At 73.3% G+C, this 16,671-nt stretch carries 20 protein-coding genes and 1 pseudogene; 6 read left to right on the plus strand and 15 right to left on the minus strand.

Annotated features, from left to right (window positions below; translation table 11 throughout):
* From AB0B85_RS26215 to AB0B85_RS26235, 5 genes are all read right to left on the minus strand, one after another.
* Positions 1–597: hypothetical protein (locus AB0B85_RS26215; protein WP_357411628.1), on the minus strand; the 597-nt coding region annotated here is incomplete at its 3' end.
* Between the two features lie 180 nt (positions 598–777).
* Positions 778–1,428 carry a GNAT family protein gene (locus AB0B85_RS26220; RefSeq protein WP_357411629.1) on the minus strand — a complete coding sequence of 217 codons (651 nt, stop codon included), beginning with the start codon at positions 1,426–1,428 and terminating at the stop codon, positions 778–780.
* A gap of 97 nt (positions 1,429–1,525) precedes the next feature.
* Positions 1,526–2,839 carry a gephyrin-like molybdotransferase Glp gene (gene glp / locus AB0B85_RS26225; protein ID WP_089017844.1) on the minus strand — a complete coding sequence of 438 codons (1,314 nt, stop codon included), beginning with the start codon at positions 2,837–2,839 and terminating at the stop codon, positions 1,526–1,528.
* Complete coding sequence (locus AB0B85_RS26230; protein ID WP_357411630.1) at positions 2,836–3,798, minus strand: UTP--glucose-1-phosphate uridylyltransferase; 963 nt, start codon at positions 3,796–3,798, stop codon at positions 2,836–2,838. Before AB0B85_RS26230 ends, glp begins: the two co-directional genes overlap by 4 nt.
* Before the next feature lie 9 nt (positions 3,799–3,807).
* A complete protein-coding gene (locus tag AB0B85_RS26235; RefSeq protein ID WP_357411631.1) occupies positions 3,808–6,120 on the minus strand; it encodes a diguanylate cyclase in 2,313 nt (770 codons plus the stop codon).
* An 85-nt stretch (positions 6,121–6,205) separates the two neighbouring features.
* Here AB0B85_RS26235 and AB0B85_RS26240 point away from each other — a divergent pair, with 85 nt between their 5' ends.
* Both AB0B85_RS26240 and AB0B85_RS26245 read left to right on the plus strand, forming a co-directional pair.
* Positions 6,206–6,883 (plus strand): 5-formyltetrahydrofolate cyclo-ligase, encoded by a 678-nt coding sequence (locus tag AB0B85_RS26240; RefSeq protein WP_357411632.1) that lies wholly within the window; start codon positions 6,206–6,208, stop codon positions 6,881–6,883.
* A pseudogene (locus AB0B85_RS26245) lies at positions 6,880–7,086 on the plus strand (FmdB family zinc ribbon protein); the annotation flags it as partial. The gene AB0B85_RS26240 and the pseudogene AB0B85_RS26245, both read left to right, overlap by 4 nt.
* Before the next feature lie 14 nt (positions 7,087–7,100).
* On the opposite strand, the gene AB0B85_RS26250 reads toward AB0B85_RS26245, so the two are convergent.
* Positions 7,101–7,349, minus strand: a complete 249-nt coding sequence (locus AB0B85_RS26250) for a hypothetical protein (RefSeq protein WP_357411695.1) — start codon at positions 7,347–7,349, stop codon at positions 7,101–7,103.
* Positions 7,350–7,587: 238 nt separating this feature from the next.
* Here AB0B85_RS26250 and AB0B85_RS26255 point away from each other — a divergent pair, with 238 nt between their 5' ends.
* Positions 7,588–8,136 carry a flagellar biosynthesis protein FlgA gene (locus tag AB0B85_RS26255; RefSeq protein WP_357411633.1) on the plus strand — a complete coding sequence of 183 codons (549 nt, stop codon included), beginning with the start codon at positions 7,588–7,590 and terminating at the stop codon, positions 8,134–8,136.
* Positions 8,137–8,219: 83 nt separating this feature from the next.
* On the opposite strand, the gene AB0B85_RS26260 is transcribed toward AB0B85_RS26255, so the two are convergent.
* Positions 8,220–8,399 carry a hypothetical protein gene (locus AB0B85_RS26260; RefSeq protein WP_357411634.1) on the minus strand — a complete coding sequence of 60 codons (180 nt, stop codon included), beginning with the start codon at positions 8,397–8,399 and terminating at the stop codon, positions 8,220–8,222.
* Positions 8,400–8,505: 106 nt separating this feature from the next.
* Between AB0B85_RS26260 and AB0B85_RS26265 the strand changes: the two genes are divergently transcribed.
* A complete protein-coding gene (locus AB0B85_RS26265) occupies positions 8,506–8,838 on the plus strand; it encodes a hypothetical protein (protein ID WP_357411635.1) in 333 nt (110 codons plus the stop codon).
* A 17-nt stretch (positions 8,839–8,855) separates the two neighbouring features.
* Here AB0B85_RS26265 and AB0B85_RS26270 read toward each other — a convergent pair whose 3' ends face one another.
* Entirely contained in the window at positions 8,856–9,338 is a 483-nt protein-coding gene (locus AB0B85_RS26270) for a hypothetical protein (protein WP_357411690.1), read from the minus strand.
* A 203-nt stretch (positions 9,339–9,541) separates the two neighbouring features.
* On the opposite strand from AB0B85_RS26270, the gene AB0B85_RS26275 reads away from it, so the two are divergent.
* Both AB0B85_RS26275 and AB0B85_RS26280 read left to right on the plus strand, forming a co-directional pair.
* Positions 9,542–9,970, plus strand: a complete 429-nt coding sequence (locus AB0B85_RS26275; protein ID WP_357411636.1) for a Fur family transcriptional regulator — start codon at positions 9,542–9,544, stop codon at positions 9,968–9,970.
* Positions 9,971–10,030: 60 nt separating this feature from the next.
* Complete coding sequence (locus AB0B85_RS26280; protein WP_357411637.1) at positions 10,031–10,894, plus strand: oxygenase MpaB family protein; 864 nt, start codon at positions 10,031–10,033, stop codon at positions 10,892–10,894.
* A 20-nt stretch (positions 10,895–10,914) separates the two neighbouring features.
* Here the strand turns inward: AB0B85_RS26280 and AB0B85_RS26285 are convergent, their stop codons facing one another.
* The 7 genes from AB0B85_RS26285 to AB0B85_RS26315 form a co-directional block, all read right to left on the minus strand.
* A complete protein-coding gene (locus AB0B85_RS26285; RefSeq protein ID WP_357411691.1) occupies positions 10,915–11,742 on the minus strand; it encodes a PD-(D/E)XK nuclease family protein in 828 nt (275 codons plus the stop codon).
* 136 nt (positions 11,743–11,878) lie between these two features.
* The gene (locus AB0B85_RS26290) at positions 11,879–12,493 is read right to left on the minus strand and encodes a MarC family protein (RefSeq protein ID WP_357411638.1); all 615 of its coding nucleotides are present in this window, start codon (positions 12,491–12,493) and stop codon (positions 11,879–11,881) included.
* A 41-nt stretch (positions 12,494–12,534) separates the two neighbouring features.
* Positions 12,535–13,407 carry a PHP domain-containing protein gene (locus tag AB0B85_RS26295; protein WP_357411639.1) on the minus strand — a complete coding sequence of 291 codons (873 nt, stop codon included), beginning with the start codon at positions 13,405–13,407 and terminating at the stop codon, positions 12,535–12,537.
* A gap of 62 nt (positions 13,408–13,469) precedes the next feature.
* Positions 13,470–14,726 (minus strand): hypothetical protein, encoded by a 1,257-nt coding sequence (locus tag AB0B85_RS26300; RefSeq protein WP_357411640.1) that lies wholly within the window; start codon positions 14,724–14,726, stop codon positions 13,470–13,472.
* Positions 14,723–15,505 (minus strand): SigE family RNA polymerase sigma factor, encoded by a 783-nt coding sequence (locus tag AB0B85_RS26305; RefSeq protein WP_357411641.1) that lies wholly within the window; start codon positions 15,503–15,505, stop codon positions 14,723–14,725. The genes AB0B85_RS26300 and AB0B85_RS26305 overlap by 4 nt, the downstream gene beginning before the upstream one ends.
* Positions 15,506–15,608: 103 nt before the next feature.
* On the minus strand, positions 15,609–16,484 hold the full coding sequence (locus AB0B85_RS26310) for a PH domain-containing protein (protein ID WP_357411642.1): 876 nt from the start codon (positions 16,482–16,484) through the stop codon (positions 15,609–15,611).
* A gap of 6 nt (positions 16,485–16,490) precedes the next feature.
* Positions 16,491–16,649: a hypothetical protein gene (locus AB0B85_RS26315; RefSeq protein WP_007455302.1), complete on the minus strand. Its 159-nt coding sequence runs from the start codon at positions 16,647–16,649 to the stop codon at positions 16,491–16,493.
* Positions 16,650–16,671: the final 22 nt, after the last annotated feature.

Consider the following 16,671-nt stretch of genomic DNA (forward strand, 5'->3'; position numbering starts at 1 on the left):
GGCCTGCTCCCGGCGCACCTCGGCCTGCCGGGCGGCCAGCCAGGCGGCTTCCCGGGCGCGGGCGCGGCGGCGGCGGCGTCCCGCGAGGGCCTGGCCGCGCAGGTGGACGACGTACAGGGCGAGGAGGAGGAAGGTGACCGCGAAGCCGATCCAGAAGCCGGGGCTGGCGAACAGCACGCCGATCAGCTCGACAACGTTGAGCAGCAGCAGCGCGGCGAGCACCCGCCGACGCCGGTACACCGCCGGGGTGTGCTGGCGGCGGGGCGGCGGGCGGCGGCGGGACCGCTTCGGTGCGGGTGGCACGGCGCGTAGGCGACCGGAGCGACGGCCCGCCGGAGGCGCGGAGACCGGTGCGGTCAACGCTCCGGTAGTCGCATCCTCGCTCAGTGTGACGACAAGCGAGCGCGGCGGGTGTACCGGTCGCCGCCCCGGGACAGTACGGCGCCGCCGGCGGCGCTGGAGCACCCGCGCCGTCGACTGCGCCCGCTCCGCCACCAACCGCTCGGTGGCGTCGTACCGGCGAACCAACGCCGGGGCCAGTGCGAGCAGGCCGGCGGCGGCGAGGACGGCGAGGAGCACCGAGGTCGGCACCCTCACCCCTCCCGTCGCCGAATTCGAAGCAACCGCTCTCCGACCGCAGGATCTTCCACCGATCACGCCTAGGTGCGTGGATCGTCCGGCCGGAGAGCGTTCGCCGCAACTTGCAGTTACTTGAGGTTACGGCGCACCGACCAGGAAGCCGGCGCGCCGCGCCGATCCCGTCCGTGGGACAGCAGCTCAGCGGGCGGCGGCGCGTACCCGATGCCAGCGGGCCAACAGGCCGCCCTCGGCGGCGATCTCCTCACTCGTCATCGCGTATCCGATGTGGTCCCGCCAGGCGCCGTCGATGTGCATGTAGCGCACGTGGTACGACTCCTCACGGAAGCCCAGCTTTTCCACCACCCGCCGCGACGGCCGGTTCTCCGGACGGATGTTGACCTCCACCCGGTGCAGCCCGCCCGGACCGAACGCGTGGTCCACGGCGAGAGCGAGCGCCGTCGGGATCACCCCCTGACCGGCGACCCGGGCGTCCACCCAGTAGCCGACATAGCCGGAGCAGAGCGCCCGCCGCACGATGCTGCCCACGTTGATGTGCCCGACCAACCGGTCCCGGTCGGCCTCGCGCAGGCAGACCGCGAACGGCATGCCGTCACCCTCACGGGCCGAGCGCCGCTGGTCACGGAGCACCCAGCGGAACGCCGCCGGTGAGTTCAGCTCGTCCCAACCGCCGGGCAGTGACGACTCCCAGGGCGCCAACCAGGCCCGGTTGGCCCGCCGGATCTCCGACCACGGCACCGCGTCGGAGCGCCGGTAGGGGCGCAGCAACACCGGGCCGTCCGCCAACTCCACCGGCCAGCCCGGCGCCCGCGGGGGTCCGAAGAGACTCACAGGCACAGTCTCCCGCGCGCGACCGTGTCGCGCGCAAGTGGACCCACCGCGACGACCGGACGGCTGCGCGACGCCCGAATGGCCGGTCGGGACACCGTCACCGGCGGCGGTCCAGCAGCAGCACGTCCACCGTGGATCCGGCCGCCGCGGTGGTGACCCGCTCACCGAGCACCAGCAGCCCGTTCGCCTCGGCCAGCCCGGAGAGGGTGAAGGGCCCACCGCTGAGTGGCTGCACCGTGTACCCGCCGCCGCGCCGCTCGGCGACGTGCGCGGGCCGGAACTCGCGCAGCCCGCCCGGCGACGACACGGTCTCCAGCAGGTGCGCCCGCACGCTGGGTCGGAACACCGGCTCGGCGCCGGCGAGCAGTTGGATGGCGGGGCGGGCCAGCACCTCGAAGCCGATCAACGCGGCGCCCGGGTCGCCGGGCAGGCAGACCACCGGCACCTCCTCGGCGCCGACGGTGCCGAACCCGAGCGCGGTGCCGGGATAGAGCGCCACGTCGGTGAACGTGACAGGCCCGGCCCGGCCGCCCTCGCGGCGGGACAGGATCCGGCGCACCATGTCCCCGGGGCCGGTGCCGGTGCCCCCGGTGGTGATGATCAGGTCGGCGCGCAGGGTCTGGTCCTCCAGCAGCCCGCGCAGCCCCTCCGGGTCGTCGTCGCAGATCCCCACCCGGTACGCGAGTGCGCCCACCTCGGCGGCGGCTGCGGTCAACGCGTGCGAGTTGGCGTCCACCACCTGACCGGGCTGGCTGCCCCGGCCCACGTCGACGAGTTCGTCGCCGGTGGCCACGATGACCACCCGCGGGCTGGGCCGGACCACCACGTGCCCGATGCCGGTGGCGGCGAAGACCGCGACGAGCGCCGGGGAGACGTACGTGCCGGCGCGGGCGAGCAGGGTGCCGGCGGGCAGTTCCTCACCGGCGCGGCGTACCCCGTACCCCCGTTTGGGGGTGCGGAAGATCTCCACGGCGGCCATGCCCTGGTCGGTCCACTCGACCGGGACCACCACGTCGGCGGCGACCGGCAGCGGCGCCCCGGCGGCCACCGAGAAGCACGAGCCCGGGGTGAGGCGGACCGGCCGCCAGCTCGCCGCCCCGAGATCGCCGACGACGTTGAGCCGGATCGTCCGCCCACCGGGCGTGCCGGAGGGGGCCGGGACGTAACTCGGGCCCCGGCCCCCTCCGGAAATGTCCTCCCAGCGGGCCGCGTAACCGTCCACGGCAGCCTGGTCGAAGGCCGGGAAGGCGTGCGGCGCGACGACGTCCTCGGCGAGGACGTTGCCGTGCGCCTGGGTGAGGTCGAGGTCGAGTGGCGGCAGCGCGCGTAACCTGCGCAGCACACTGCCCAGGTAGTCGGCGAGCGGCGTCAACTCGTTCGCGGCCGCCTCGGCGTCGGCCGTCGCTGTCATGTACCAGATCCGCCTGCCGCGTCGGCCTTGACGAAGTCGGCAAGCCAGGACCGGAACTCGCTGCCCAGGTCCTCACGCTCGGCGGCGATCTGCACCACCGTCTGGAGGTAGCCCAGCGGCATGCCGGTGTCGTAACGGGTGCCCCGGTAGACGATCGCGTGCACCGGGGTGCCCTCGGTGCGCAGCAGCTCCATCGCGTCGGTCAGCTGGATCTCGCCGCCGCTGCCCGGCTTGGTCCGCCGGATCGCGTCGAAGATCTTGCCGGGCAGGACGTACCGGCCGAGCACCGCGAGGTTGCTCGGGGCGTCCTCGGGCTGGGGCTTCTCCACCATCCCGGTCACCTTGACCACCTCACCGATGTCGGTCAGCTCGGCCTCGGCGGGCTCGACGGAGGCGATACCGTACCGCTTGGTCTCGGCCGGGTCGACCTCGAAGAAGGCGAGCACCACACCGCCGGTGCGGGCCTGCAACTCGAGCATCGCCGGCAGCAGCGGCTCCGCCGGCTTGACGAACTCGTCGCCGAGCAGCACCGCGAAGGGCTGGTCGCCGACGTGCGACTCGGCGTACCCGACGGCGTGGCCGAGCCCGAGCTGCTCGGGCTGCCGCACTGTGTAGATCTCGGCCAGCTCGCTGGGCCCACGCACGGCGGCCAGCCGCTCGGTGTCGCCCTTCTCCGCCAGCCTGGCCTCCAGGTCCGGACGACGATCGAAGTGGTCCACCATCGATGTCTTACCCCGTCCGGTGATCAGCAACACGTCGCCGATGCCAGCCTGGGTGGCTTCCTCGACGATGTACTGCAACACCGGCCGGTCCACCACCGGCAGCAACTCCTTGGGCACCGCCTTGGTGGCCGGCAGGAACCGGGTGGCCAGTCCGGCGGCCGGGATGACGGCCTTGACCGCCAGGGGACGGCCGGTTGCGGCGGCCGTCGATGAGGGGTTCGCTGAGTGCTCCGACATGCCGCGAGACTATCGGCCACGGCTCTGCCGCGGCGGGTGTGGCCCAGAAGACGCGCCGCCACCCGACCCCGGCCGGGTGGCATCCGGGCCGGCGCGGGCCGCCTCCGCGTCGATGTCCGCCGGGTCGTCGGCCGGGTCGGACCGGGCGTGCGCGGGCGACCCTTCCGGTACGCCCGCCGCCGGCTCCGACCGGGCGGACCCGCCCGGCTCCCGGTTGACCTGCACCGGCTGACCGGCGCGCGGCAGCCCGTCGGGTGGGCTCACGGCACCGGCGAGCACAGGTATCTCCCGGGTGGCCACGTCCGGGCGTACCTCGGCGACCCGGTAGGTGTCGCGGCCGGCCGCCTTGGCGGCGTAGAGCGCGTCGTCGGCGGCTTCCAGCACCTCCCGCCCGGTGCTGCCGTTGTCCGGATAGACGGCGATGCCCACCGACACCGTCACCACCACCGGCCCGGCGTACGCCTCGACAGCGATCGGCGTCTCGCGGACCGCCGCGCCGAGCCGCTCGGCCACGATCGCCGCGCCCCGCGCGTCGGTCTCCGGCAGCAGCAACACGAACTCCTCACCGCCCTGGCGGAAGGCGAGGTCCACCTCACGGATCTCGCCGCGCACCCGCCGGGCGAACTCGGCGAGCACGGTGTCCCCCGCGGCGTGCCCGTACGTGTCGTTGACGTCCTTGAACCGGTCGAGGTCCAGGGCGAGGACGCTGAGCATCCGCCCGAAGCGGCTGGCCCGCTCCACCTCACGCCGGATCGACTCGCGCAGGTAGCGGTAGTTCCACAGCCCGGTGAGCGGGTCGGTGAGGGAGAGCCGCTGGGCCTCCTCGTGCACCCGGACGTTGTCGACCGCCACCGCCGCGTGGCTGGCGAAGGTGCGCAGGGTGGCCAGGTCGTCGTCGTCGAACTCGTCGGCGCCCAGCCGGTCGTAGAGGGCCAGCACACCGAGCGCCACCGCCACGCCGGCCTCGTCGGTCGGGCCGGCGGATCCGCTGAGGGTGGTCGCGCCCGGGGTGGCGAACGGGACAGCGACGTAGGTGCGGCAGCGCGGCTCGATGGACGGGGTGTCGGTCGGCTCGGCCGTACCCCGTTGTGGTTCCCCGGTGGCGGCGACGGCACCGACCACACCGACCCCGACCGGCACCCGGAGTGTCGGCGGCCCGTCCGCGTCCGTCTCGGGCCAGCGCCCGGCCAACCCCTCGGTGCACTGCGCGACGAGCATCCCGCCGGTCTCCACGAGCAGCACCGCGCCGGCCCGCGCGCCGGTGGCGCCGATGGCGCTGTGCAGGATCACCCGGAGGATGCGTTGCAGGTCGTGGGTGCTGGCCAGAGTGTCGCCAAGCACGGCGAGGTGACCGCGGAGCTGGTCGCGGTTGCTGGTGAGCGCCGCGACGTAGGCACCGGTCTCCCGGGTCATCCGGTTGAACGCGGCGGCCAGCCGGCCCAACTCGTCGCGGCTGCGAACCGGCACCCGGGCGGTCAGGTCGCCGTGTGCCACCCGGTCGACCGCGCCGGCCAACTCCATGAGCGGCCGGGTGGTCATCCGGGCCAGCCGCCAGGCGGTCAGTACGGCGAGCAGCGCGGCCACCACGACCACCCCGATCAGCGTGGCGTGCAGCCCCGCGGGGCGCTCGCTGGGCACGGAGACCACGAGTGGCAGCGGCTGCGCGTCGGAGGGCCCGATCCTGCGCACGTACCGGCCCTGGCTGGTCTCGGTCACCCGCTCACCGTTGACGGCGCTGGCGGCGGCGAGTACCGCGTCGCGTACCTCGCGGGACTCGGTCGTGTGGGTGACCCGGGCGGCGCTGGCGCTGCCGTCGAGCAGGGTGACCGCCACTCCGGTCACCGCCGCCAGCCGGGCCACGAAGGCCGGGTCGACAAGTTGCCCGGCGGTCACCGTGCCCAGCAGCGCACCGGCACGGTCGTGCAGGTCGACGTGGGCGGCCAGCGCGCGGACCGGGCTTGTCGCCGACGTGGTGGGGCCGGAGCAGTCCCGCCACGGGGTCGACGGCGCCCCGGGCGAGAGGTAGCTGACCTGGCCGTGCACATCACTGATCAGAACCGCGGCGACCAGGCCCCGGCCGATCAGTTGGGCCGCCGCGACTGCCGGATCGGCGCTGAGAGCCACCACGTCGGCGGTGGCGCGCAACTGCTGGCACAGCGCGTCGATCGAGGTACGCACTGTGGACGCCGCCACCGCCAGGCGCTCGGTGGAGCGGCTGCGGTCGACGGCACTGACTGTGGAGGCGACGAAGAGCGCGCCGAGCAGGACCGGGCCGAGCACCACCACGAGGAAGGCTGCCGTCAACCGCCCGCGTAGCGTCACTCGGTCCCCCCGGAAGTTCCGCCTCCGTTGCTTGCGATGCTGACACAGTGCAACCGCTAGAGAGGCGTTGCGTCAGGAGTGTTGCGTGGCGGAATTTTCTGATGAAGCAGAAGTGACCCGGGAGGCGAAGCGGAACGCCCGCGTCGAACTGCTCGCCCGCCGCCGGTCACTGAGCGGCCCCACCCGGGCCGTCGCCGCCGGGCGCGTGCAGGCCGAGCTGGTCACGCTGGTACGCCGGCTGCGCCCAGGCCGGATGGCGGCGTACGTGCCGGTCGGCTCGGAACCCGGCGGCGCGGATCTGCCGGAGGTGCTGCGTGCGGCCCTCCCGGTCGACGCCGAACTGCTGCTGCCGGTCCTGCGCACCGACCTGGATCTGGACTGGGCGGCGTATTCCGGGCCCGGAGCCTTGATCGCCGCCGGTCGGGGTATCCGGGAGCCGGCCGGTGCCCGGCTCGGGGTGGCCGCCCTGGCGGAGGTGGATCTGGTGCTCGTACCGGCTCTCGCTGTCGACCGCCTCGGCCGGCGGCTCGGGCGTGGCGGCGGCTCGTACGACCGGGCCCTCGCCCGGGTGCCCGCGTCGACGCTGACGGTGGTGCCCCTGCACGACGGCGAACTGGTCGAGGTGCTGCCCGTGGAACCGCACGACCGTCGGGTCCGCGCGGTCGTCACCCCCGCCGACGGGGTGCGTACGCTTGACGCCGGCCCGGGTGCGCCGCACGGTGTCGCGCCCCACACGTCCGCTGGACGAACCCGGGGCGAATGACGCACCATTGGCACTCGAATAGGTCGAGTGCCAACTGGCTGAGCCCAGATCCGGAGGAGAACGTGCCCACGTACCAGTACGCCTGCACCACGTGCGGTCACCAGCTCGAGGCGGTGCAGTCCTTCTCTGACGAGCCGCTGACCGAGTGCCCGGCGTGTCAGGGGCGGCTGCGCAAGGTCTTCAACTCGGTCGGCATCGTCTTCAAGGGTTCGGGCTTCTACCGCACCGACTCGCGGGCGTCCGGCTCCGAGGTCACGGCCGGCGGCACCACCGGCAAGTCCGCCAAGTCCGCGTCATCGTCCTCGGGCGCGGACTCCGGGTCGTCCTCCTCGTCGTCCTCGTCCTCGTCGTCGGGCTCGTCCTCGTCGTCGTCCTCGTCCTCGTCGTCGGGCTCGTCCTCGGCCGGGTCGTCGGGCTCGTCCTCGGCCGGGTCGTCGGGCTCGTCTGGCGGGTCGAGCGGTGGCAAGGCCCCGGCGGCCAGCTCCGCGTCCTGACCGGCAGGCGCCGACCAGCCGGCGGCCCGCCCCGGTGGGCCCGGCGCGGCCCGCAGGCCTAGCAGATCGAGGCGGCCGGCGGGAGTTGTCCACAGGCTGTCCGGTTATCCACAGACAGCGGCGAACGGCCGGCTGAGCAGGGCGTGAGCCGCCTAGTCTGCCACCCACGGGTCGTCAGTGCGACGCCCGTGGGTGGGAGGCGGCAGAGCGATGGGCGATCCGGACTCCGCGCGGGCGTTACGTCCGCTGCGTCGACCCAGGCTGCCTGCCAGGCCTGCCCTGTTCCGGGCCGGCCTGGTCGCCGCCCTGCTCGGCCTGGCCGCCGCCGTACTGCACACGCCTCCCGGATGCCCGCCAGCCGCCGCGCCCGGGCCCGCCGCTGTGCCGACGGGAGCAACCGCCACCGCGGGACAGCCCGCCGACGGCAGAGCAACCACCGACGGCAGACCGGACGGGAGCGACACGGGTGGCCCGTTGCCGCTGCCGAGCGGCGCGGTCGGGGTGCCGGTCCGGTTGGCCGAGCCGGCCGCCCTGGCGGTGGTCCGCCGGGGATCCCGGGTCGACCTGCTCGCGGCGGCACCGGGCGGGGCGAGCCCGGACGCGGCGTTACTCGCTCCCGCGGCGCTGGTGTTGGACGTGTTGGGCGCCGACGCGGCCGACGGCTCCGCGGCGCTCTACCTGGCGCTCCGCCCGGACCAGGCGCAACGCACCGTCGGGCTGCCGGAGGGCACCCGCTTCGCAGTTGTCGTACGCAACTGAATCACGCGGTCGAGGCGGGCGGCACCACCGCCCCGCAGGGTTCCTGTTCGAGATGATCGACGAGGGCTGGGCCGCGCCGGGCGTCAGTCCCAGTGCGGGGGGCGTTCGGCGAGCAGCCAGTCGTCGTTGCCGGCGGCCCGTTCGCCCCAGCCCTGGTCCGTGTCGTCGGAGGTCTGCTCGGGCAGCACCACGAAGTCTTCGCTCAGGTCGACGGTGCGGTCGTCGTCGGGCGCGGCCTGGGTGCCGGGGTCCATGGTGCTCACGAGCGGCAAGACTAGCGCAGCGGGATCGGCTGCCGGCCGGTCGCCAGCGGTGGCGCGTCGTGCAGAAGCGGACGGGCCGCCGGCCGCGTTGGTAGCGTCGGACGGCGTGACGACCCCCAGCGGTGGCAGCACCCCGGACGACTACTGGCGACGGCCCGGCACCGGTGACGAAGCGGCGACGGTGCAGCCCCCGGCCGCGTCCACAGACGCCGCCGCGGGTGGCTACGCCGGCCCGCCGCCGACCGTGCCGCCGCCGACCGGTTGGCGTCCACCGGTACATCTTCAGCCGGCACCGCCCCGACGACTGCCACCGCAGGACATGACCGAACTCGACGTGGTCGAGCAACGCGCACAGCGGGTCACGTACGGCTTCGCCGCGGGGGCCGGTGTGGTGCTGCTCGTCGTGGTCTGCCTGCTCTGCTCGCGAATCATCTTCTGAGCGGCCGGCAGAGCAGATCAGAGGGTGGTGCCCCAGACGGCCTCGGCGCCGCTGTGGCCGGTCAGGTAGACGTAGACCAGGGCGGCGATGGACAGGGCCACGACCGCCACCGCCAGCACGGGGGTGACCAGCGCCGGCAGCCGCGGCACCCGGGGGTGCCCACTTGTCACCACCAGCAGCAGGATGGCCGCGATCCCGAGCGGCACCACGATCCGGAACAGGATGTCGCCGTAGCGGGAGTGGTCGAAGATCTGATCGAGGATCGGCCCCTGGAAACCCCTGGCGACGAGCGCGTCGGTGAACGCCTCGCCCGACTCGACGGCCACGAACGCCGTCACCGGCGCCACCACGGCGAGCAGGCCCAGGGCCCAGTCCAGCCGGTACCGCCACCCCGGCAGCCCCACGTACGCCATGGCCAGCACCGCCAGCAGCGGCACGAACACGACAACCGCGTGGACCACCAGGACGTGTCCCGGTAGACCCAGGATCTCCTCGAACATCGAACCCTCCAGGTAGATCATGGTCAGGAGAGGGCCAGCGTACGGTCCGCCGGCCGTACGCAGGCTCTCGACCGGTCACACGCGCCACGCGTCGATCGGGTTCACCGGCTCGGGCGACGGACCTGATCTTCCCGGGCTGTGTCGGTGACCACCCGGACCGGGCGACGGTTGTCGATGCCGGTCGCGCGTGCTGTCATTGGCGCATGTCCGCCGCCGAGGAGTTGCTGCGATCGAAGGGCCTGCGGGTCACGCGGCCCCGCCTCGCCGTGCTCGACGTGCTGGCCGGCGGCGGCCATCTGGAGGTCGACGAGATCAGCCGGCGCGTTCGGGAACGCCTCGACTCGGTCTCCACCCAGGCGGTGTACGACGTGCTCGGCGCGCTGTCCCGGGCCGGGTTGTCCCGCCGGATCGAGCCGGCCGGCGGTCCCGCCCGCTACGAGGCACGTGTCGGCGACAACCACCACCACGTTGTCTGCCGGGGCTGCGGCGAGATCGCCGACATCGACTGCGCGGTGGGCAGCGCACCGTGTCTGGAGCCGAACGTGTCGCACGGGTTCGAGGTGGACGAGGCGGAAGTGACCTTCTGGGGTCTCTGCCCGGCCTGCCGGGCACGCCGCTCCGCCGACGGGTGACCCGACGGCATCGACGGGACGTGTCCCACGGGGTCGGCGCGGGCGTGGCACTCTTGGGCGGTGGACTCCGATGACCTCGGCCTCTTCGGTCCAGGTTCGGTCACGTGGAAGGTGCACGAGGAGCCGATCCTGATCGTCGCCGGCCTGCGCTCGCTCTACCTCCAGGCGTTGCACCCCCGGGCGATGGCCGGGGTCGCGCAGAACAGCAACTACCGCACCGACGCCTGGGGCCGCCTGGTCCGCACCGCCACCTACGTCGCGACCACCGTCTACGGGACCACTGCCGAGGTGGAGACGGCCGGAGCCCGGCTCCGTCGGCTGCACGGCCGGCTGCGGGCCACCGACCCGCAGACCGGTGAGGAGTTCCGGATCGACGAGCCCGACCTGCTGCGCTGGGTGCATGTCACCGAGGTCGAGTCGTTCCTCAGCACCGCCCGGCGGGCCGGACTGCCGCTGACCGACGACGAGGTGGACGGCTACTACACCGAACAGCGTCGTTCGGCCGCCCTTGTCGGTCTGGACCCGGCCTCCGTGCCGGGCACCGCGGCCGAGGTCACTGACTACTACCGGGCCGTCCGCCCGCAGTTGCGGATGACCAGGGAGGCCGCCGAGACGGCGCTCTTCCTCACCGTCCCGCCGCTGCCGTGGAAGCTCAGCCTGCCGGCCCGGTTGGGGCTCACTCTCGGCCCGCCACGCTGGGCGTACCTGGGGATCGCCGGCACCGCCTTCGCACTGCTGCCGGCCTGGGCCCGCCGGATGTACGGCGGGCTCGGTCTGCCCACCACCGCGGTGTCGGCGGACCTGAGCGTGCGGGCGTTGCGGCTCGCGCTCGCCGCAGTGCCCCGTCGCTATCTGGAGGGGCCGTTGATCCAGGCCGCCAAGGAGCGGGCCGCGCGTCGCGCCGCCACCCCGCTGGCCGGCTGACCGGCCGCCGCGACCGGAGGTCAGCCGTCGACGTGCCGCTCCATGGCCGCCCACGGCTCCTTGCCCGGCACCTGCGCCCCGGTCGGGCAGTGCCGCCGGAAGTCGCACCACCCGCAGCGCGGGCCGGGTGCCACCGGGAAGGTCTCGTCCGCGTCGGCACCGTCCGCGACCGCCCGTTCGGCGGCCATGATGTCGCGGGCCGTCTGCTCCGCGCGGGTCAACTGCCGGGCCAGCGAGTCGACGGTGTGGTCGTGGCTGGCGACCGTGCCGGTCGGCAGGTGGTGCAGCTCCACCCGCCGGCAGGGCCGGCGGAACACCCGCTCGGCGGCGTACGCGTAGAGCGCCAACGCCTGCGAACCGCGGGCGTCGTCGCTGTCCAGCCCGGTGCGGCCGGTCTTGTAGTCGACGATGACCAGCTCGGGCCCGTCCGGCCCGGGACGCGAGTCGATCCGGTCGGCTCGACCGTTGAACGCCAGCACGGCGGTCTTGACCGCCACCACCCGCTCCACGCCGATCGGGTCGGAATCGGCCTCAAGCGTGTCGACGTACGCCTCCAACCAGCCCAACGCCCGCCGGTAGGCGGCCCGCTCCTGCTCGTCGTCGCGGTAACCCTCCCGCACCCAGGTGCCCTTGAGCAGGGTGGCCAGCGCTTCGGGTCGACGCCGGTCGGTGGGCAGCGCGTACCAGTTCTTCAGGGCGGTGTGCACGCTCGCACCGAGCGAGTTGTGCGCCCACGGCGGGCCCTTGGGCGGGGCCGGCCGGTCGACGTAGGAGTAGCGGTAACGGCGCGGGCAGTCCGCGTACGCACCGAGTCGGCTCGGTGTGCAGACGAACAGGCGCTCCGGCATGCCCTCGAAGCCGAGCTGCTCGGCACCGCCGGCACGCTGTCGGGGAGCCCGGCCACCGGCCGCCGGCCGTCCCGCTGAGGAGGATGGTCGCACCCCGTGATCCTGCCACCCACCCCCGACATCGGGCGTACGCCGGTCAGGTCATGTTCACGTACTGCGTGACGAAGGCGAACACCGCGTCGGCGATCAACTGGACGGCGATCGCGGCAAGCAGCAGGCCGGCGATCCTGGTCAGCACCTCGATCCCGCCCGGTCGGAGGATCTTCACGATGCCGCCGGAGAAGCGCAGGACGATCCAGACCGCGAGCATCACGGCGAGGATCGCCACGGCGATGGCCGTGAAGTCGCCCCACCCGTCGGCCTGCTGAACGAAGAGCATGGTCGCCACGATCGCGCCCGGACCGGCGAGCAGTGGGGTGCCCAGTGGCACCAGGGCAATGTTCGAGGTGGCGTCCGAGCTCGGGCCGTCGGTCTTTCCGGTGAGCAGTTCCAGGGCGACGAGCACGAGCAGCAGCCCACCGGCCGCCTGCAACGCCGGTAGGTCGACGTGTAGGTAGTCGAGCAGGGTCTGCCCCGCCACCGCGAAGACCACGATCACGCCCAACGCCAGCGTGACGGCCTGCCAGGCGGCCCGGTTACGGTCCCGGGCGGGCAGCGGGCCGGTCAACGCCAGGAAGATCGGCATCATGCCCGGCGGGTCAGTGATCACCAGCAGGGTCACGAAAACCTCGCCGAACAGCTTGAGATCCACGTGATCAACCTAGCCGCGGCACAGTGGGCGAAATACCCGGATCAGCCCGAAGCGACCTCGGTCACCCCAGCGGCCACGATCCGCTCGTACGCTTCGACGCTCGTGGTGAAGGCACCGAGTTGGACGGTCTTGTGGGTGCCATGGAAGTCCGACGAACCGGTGACGAACAGGCCCAACTCGGCGGCGAGCGCCCGCACGTGCTCCCGCTCGGCCGGGCTGTGGTCCTCGTGGTCGGCCTCAAGCCCGGCCAGCCCCGCGACGGCCAGCTCGGCGATCAACTCGTCGGGCACCACCCGACCGCGCCGACTGGCCCGGGGATGGGCGAAGACCGGCACTCCGCCGGCCGACCGGACCAGGTCGATCGCCCGGAACACGTCGATGTCGTCCTTGGGCAGCCGGTAGCGTTCGCCCAGCCAGTCCGGGCCGAACGCCTCCCGGGTGCTATCGACCAGGCCGGCCCGGATCAATGCCTGCGCGATGTGCGGGCGGCCCACAGTGCCGCCGCCGGCACCGGCCAGGATCTCCGGCCAGCTCACGTCGATGCCGTCGGCGCGCAGCAACCCGACGATCCGTTCGCCGCGCTCCTCCCGGGCGGCCCGCACCCGCCCCAGCTCGGCCACCAGTTCCGGGTGCTCCGGGTCGAACAGGTACGCGAGCAGGTGCAACGGCACCGCCGGCCGGGTGCCGGACCATCGACAGGACAGCTCCGCCCCGCGGATCAGGCGCAGTCCCGGCGGCAGCGCCCGCACGGCCGGCGCCCAGCCGGCGGTGGTGTCGTGGTCGGTGATCGCCAGCACGTCCAGCCCCGCCTCGGCGGCAGCCCGAACCAGCTCGGCCGGGGGCAGGGTGCCGTCGCTGGCCGTCGAGTGGGTGTGCAGGTCGATGCGCGGCGCAGAGCCGGTACGCGAGGTCACCGTCCGACGCTACCGAGGAACACCCGAGCCCGGCTCACGAAGGTCACCTCGACCGGGGTGGGTCAGAAGCCGGCCACCAGGATCGGACGGTCCCCGGCCGGCACACCGGAGACCGCGGCGGGGCTGGCGGGTATTCCGGCCCGCACCCGGCCGACGTCGACCCGGACCAGCTCGCCTGCCGGGTCGAGGTAGGCGGCGTGGGACTCGTCGGTCCAGACGACAGCGCCGGTGATCGGTGGCCCGGCCGAGACGGCGGTCGGGTTCGACCCGAGCCGCCGGAGGTCGATCAGCAGCGCCTGCCTGGCCTTGCCGACCAGCCCGTTCACCAGCAGCCACCGCCCGTCGGCGGAGATCTCGCCGGCTCCGTCCTGGCTGAGCTGCGGCCCGCAACCGGTCTCGACCGGGTTCAGCCGGGTCGGGTCGAGCGCGGCCAGGCAGGTCCGACCCGCGCCGGTGGAGATCTGCCCGACGAGCCGCCCGTCGGGCAGCCCCCCGTAGAAGTTGAGGGTCTTCTGCTCGACGGCCCCGGTCAACGGCCCCGCGGCGGGCCGCCAGAGAGTGTGGCCGGCGTCCGCCGGGTCGGGTCGGACCAGCACGCTGTCGCCGACGAACCGGACGGGCACCGCGCCGGCGGGCGCCGCGGTGCGCGCCGCACCGATGAGCTGACCGCCGACCACCCCCGCCACCAGCAGGTCGCCGCCGTCCCGCCAGGCGACCTGGCGGCTGTCCGGGGCCAGGACGATCGGGCCCGCTCCGGCCAGCAGCACCTGCACCAGGCCGTCGTTCTGCACCATCCAGAGCGAACGGCCTGCGGTCTTCTGCGTGCTGACCACCAGCCAACCGCCGCCGCCGGGTAGGAGCTGGGCCCGTTCGGCAGGCCCGACGTCGGACAGCACCAGTCGTCGTCCGTCCGCGTTGACAAGGATCTCGCTGCCGAGCGCGGCGAGCGACGGCGCGGGCGAGGGAACGGCGCCCGGAACGCTTGCCGTCGGCATCGGCCGACCGGACGGATCCGGATCTCCGATCACCACGATGGGCGCCCCGTCGCGCCCGGTTTCGGCACCGAGCTGTGCCATGCCGGCGCTGAGCAGGACGGTGACGACCGCCGCGACGGCGAGGCCGGCAGCGGTACGCCGACGCCGGATCCGGTTCGCCCGGCGGATGGCCTGGCCGGCCGGGTCGACGCCCAGTGGGCGGGCAAGGGCGACCTGGTGCGAGAGAGTCTCCCGCACCGCACCTTCCAGTTCGTCAGGCGGCACCTGGTAAGAACGCCGCGGCCCGTCCGTCAGGTTGTCGGACTGACCTGGCAATGCGCTCACTGCTGCTCCCCGGGGCCGGTGCCGACGGGCACGACCACCGGGGCGGCGGGAAGCACGACCTGCGGACCGGTCGGTCTCGGCGCGGCCGGGCGGACGGCGGGGCGGGGCACGGGTCGACCGGCCGGCTGCCGGCCGCTGGACGGGGCGGTGGCACCGGTGGCCGGGACCGGTCCGCTCGGTGCCCCCGGGCCGCCGCGCCGGGCAGCACCGGCAGCAGCCGGCCGACCGGCAGCGCCAGCGCCAGCCGAGCGACCGGCGGCACCGGGAGTGGCGGTCAGGTCCGGTGCGTCGGCGCCCATCCGACGACGCAGCGTGGCAAGCGCCCGGGATGCCTGGCTCTTCACGGTGCCGGGTGAGATGTCCAGCATCGCGGCGGTCTGCGCCTCCGACATGTCCTCGTAGTAGCGGAGCACCAGCACCGCCCGCTGCCGACCGGGCAACTCCCGGAGGTGCCGCCAGAGCAGGTCCCGGTCGAGTTGCTGCGAGATCTCGTCGACGCCGGCCCGTTCCGGCAGCACCTCGGTGGGGCGTTCACCGTGCCAGCGTCGCCGCCACCAGCTTGTCGATGTGTTGACCATCACACGCCTGGCGTACGACTCGACGGCCTCGATTCCGCCGAGCCGCTTCCACGCCAGGTAGGTCTTGGTCAACGCCGTCTGGAGCAGATCCTCGGCAGTGGCCCAGTCTCCGGTGAGCAGATAGGCGGTGCGTAGGAGCGCGGCGGAGCGGGCCGCGACGAACTCGCGGAACTGCTCCTCCAACGGGTCCCTGCTCGCCACCGCCCACCTCCGCACCCCAGCCGTCCTGGCAGAGTGCCACGTCAGAGGCGTTCCGGTCCATGACGAAAGGTGCGCACTTACTCCGATGTTCGGTCGGAAACCTTCACGCCCCGTCGTCGGCCTTGGCCTCGTCGGCCTCCTTGCCGAGCCGAGCCTCGACCGCCTGCGGCTCGTACATCTCCTCGACCACACGCAGGTAGAGCTCGTTCGGGTTGGGCAGATTCTTGACCTCGCGGAGCGCCTGCTCCTGGCCGGCGGACTCCAGCACGAAGGTGCCGTAGTTGAGGGCGCGACCCGTCGGCGTCTGCTCGTACTTCATGTCGGTGACCCGGACCAGCGGCATCATCGCCACCTTGCGGGTGACGATGCCGTTGACCACCATGACCCGCTTGTTGGTCAGGATGAAACGGTCATACCACCAGTCGGCGACCTTCCACGCCACCCACCCCATCACCGCGAACCAGAGCAGCACGGCGATTGTGGTCAACGCGCCCACGCCGTTTCCGGCGAGGAAGCCGGAGAGGTAGCCGAGCACGAAGGTCGCCGCGACGCCGATGAGCAGCGGGTTGGTGAGGTGGATCCAGTGCCGCTTCCACTCGCCCCGGTAGCGCTCGGTGGGGAAGAGGTAGCGGGCGACAAGCGAGCTGGGCTCGTCCTCCAGGGGCAGCACCCGCCGGGGAGTCGCGCCTGTCGCGTCGGCCCGCAACCCGGCCAGCTCGTCCTCGGAGATCTGCGGCTGCTGGTAGCCGGCCTCCGGGTCACGAATCCACGATCGACCCGAACGACCCTGGCCGGCATAGCCAGGCCCGTCGCCGTAGCCGACGTCGTCCGAAAGGGACGGACCGTCGGACAGGCCGGGACCGGCCCCGTAGTCCGGGCCGTCATCAGGCCCGATCCGCGGGATCGGCTCAGTGTCGCGCTCGCGACGCTCCCGGTCGGGGTCGTCCGGGTCGAAGGGTGGACCGGAAGGGCTGCCCATCGGCGGTTAAGCGACGAGACTGGTGAAGAAGTCGCCGAACCCCTGAGCGATATCCATGATCCCGCCGCCGAGCGACTTGAACACGTCCGCCGCAGAGTTTGGCCGGTAGGCGACGAAGAAGATCAAGAATGCGATTCCGGCCCAGGTGAGGACCTTCTTGACCATGGCGGGCCATCCTCTCGCGCGG

The sequence above is a fragment of the Micromonospora sp. NPDC049044 genome, from assembly GCF_040649215.1.
Taxonomy (GTDB): Bacteria; Actinomycetota; Actinomycetes; order Mycobacteriales; family Micromonosporaceae; genus Micromonospora.

Bases quoted from the DNA above. Each gene is read 5' to 3' on its own strand.
- glp (WP_089017844.1), bottom strand. From the start codon at position 2,839: ATGACAGCGACGGCCGACGCCGAGGCGGCCGCGAACGAGTTGACGCCG.
- AB0B85_RS26285 (WP_357411691.1), bottom strand. From the start codon at position 11,742: ATGCCGGAGCGCCTGTTCGTCTGCACACCGAGCCGACTCGGTGCGTAC.
- AB0B85_RS26275 (WP_357411636.1), top strand. From the start codon at position 9,542: ATGTCCGCCGCCGAGGAGTTGCTGCGATCGAAGGGCCTGCGGGTCACG.
- AB0B85_RS26315 (WP_007455302.1), bottom strand. From the start codon at position 16,649: ATGGTCAAGAAGGTCCTCACCTGGGCCGGAATCGCATTCTTGATCTTC.
- AB0B85_RS26255 (WP_357411633.1), top strand. From the start codon at position 7,588: ATGGGCGATCCGGACTCCGCGCGGGCGTTACGTCCGCTGCGTCGACCC.
- AB0B85_RS26230 (WP_357411630.1), bottom strand. From the start codon at position 3,798: ATGTCGGAGCACTCAGCGAACCCCTCATCGACGGCCGCCGCAACCGGC.
- AB0B85_RS26270 (WP_357411690.1), bottom strand. From the start codon at position 9,338: ATGTTCGAGGAGATCCTGGGTCTACCGGGACACGTCCTGGTGGTCCAC.
- AB0B85_RS26310 (WP_357411642.1), bottom strand. From the start codon at position 16,484: ATGGGCAGCCCTTCCGGTCCACCCTTCGACCCGGACGACCCCGACCGG.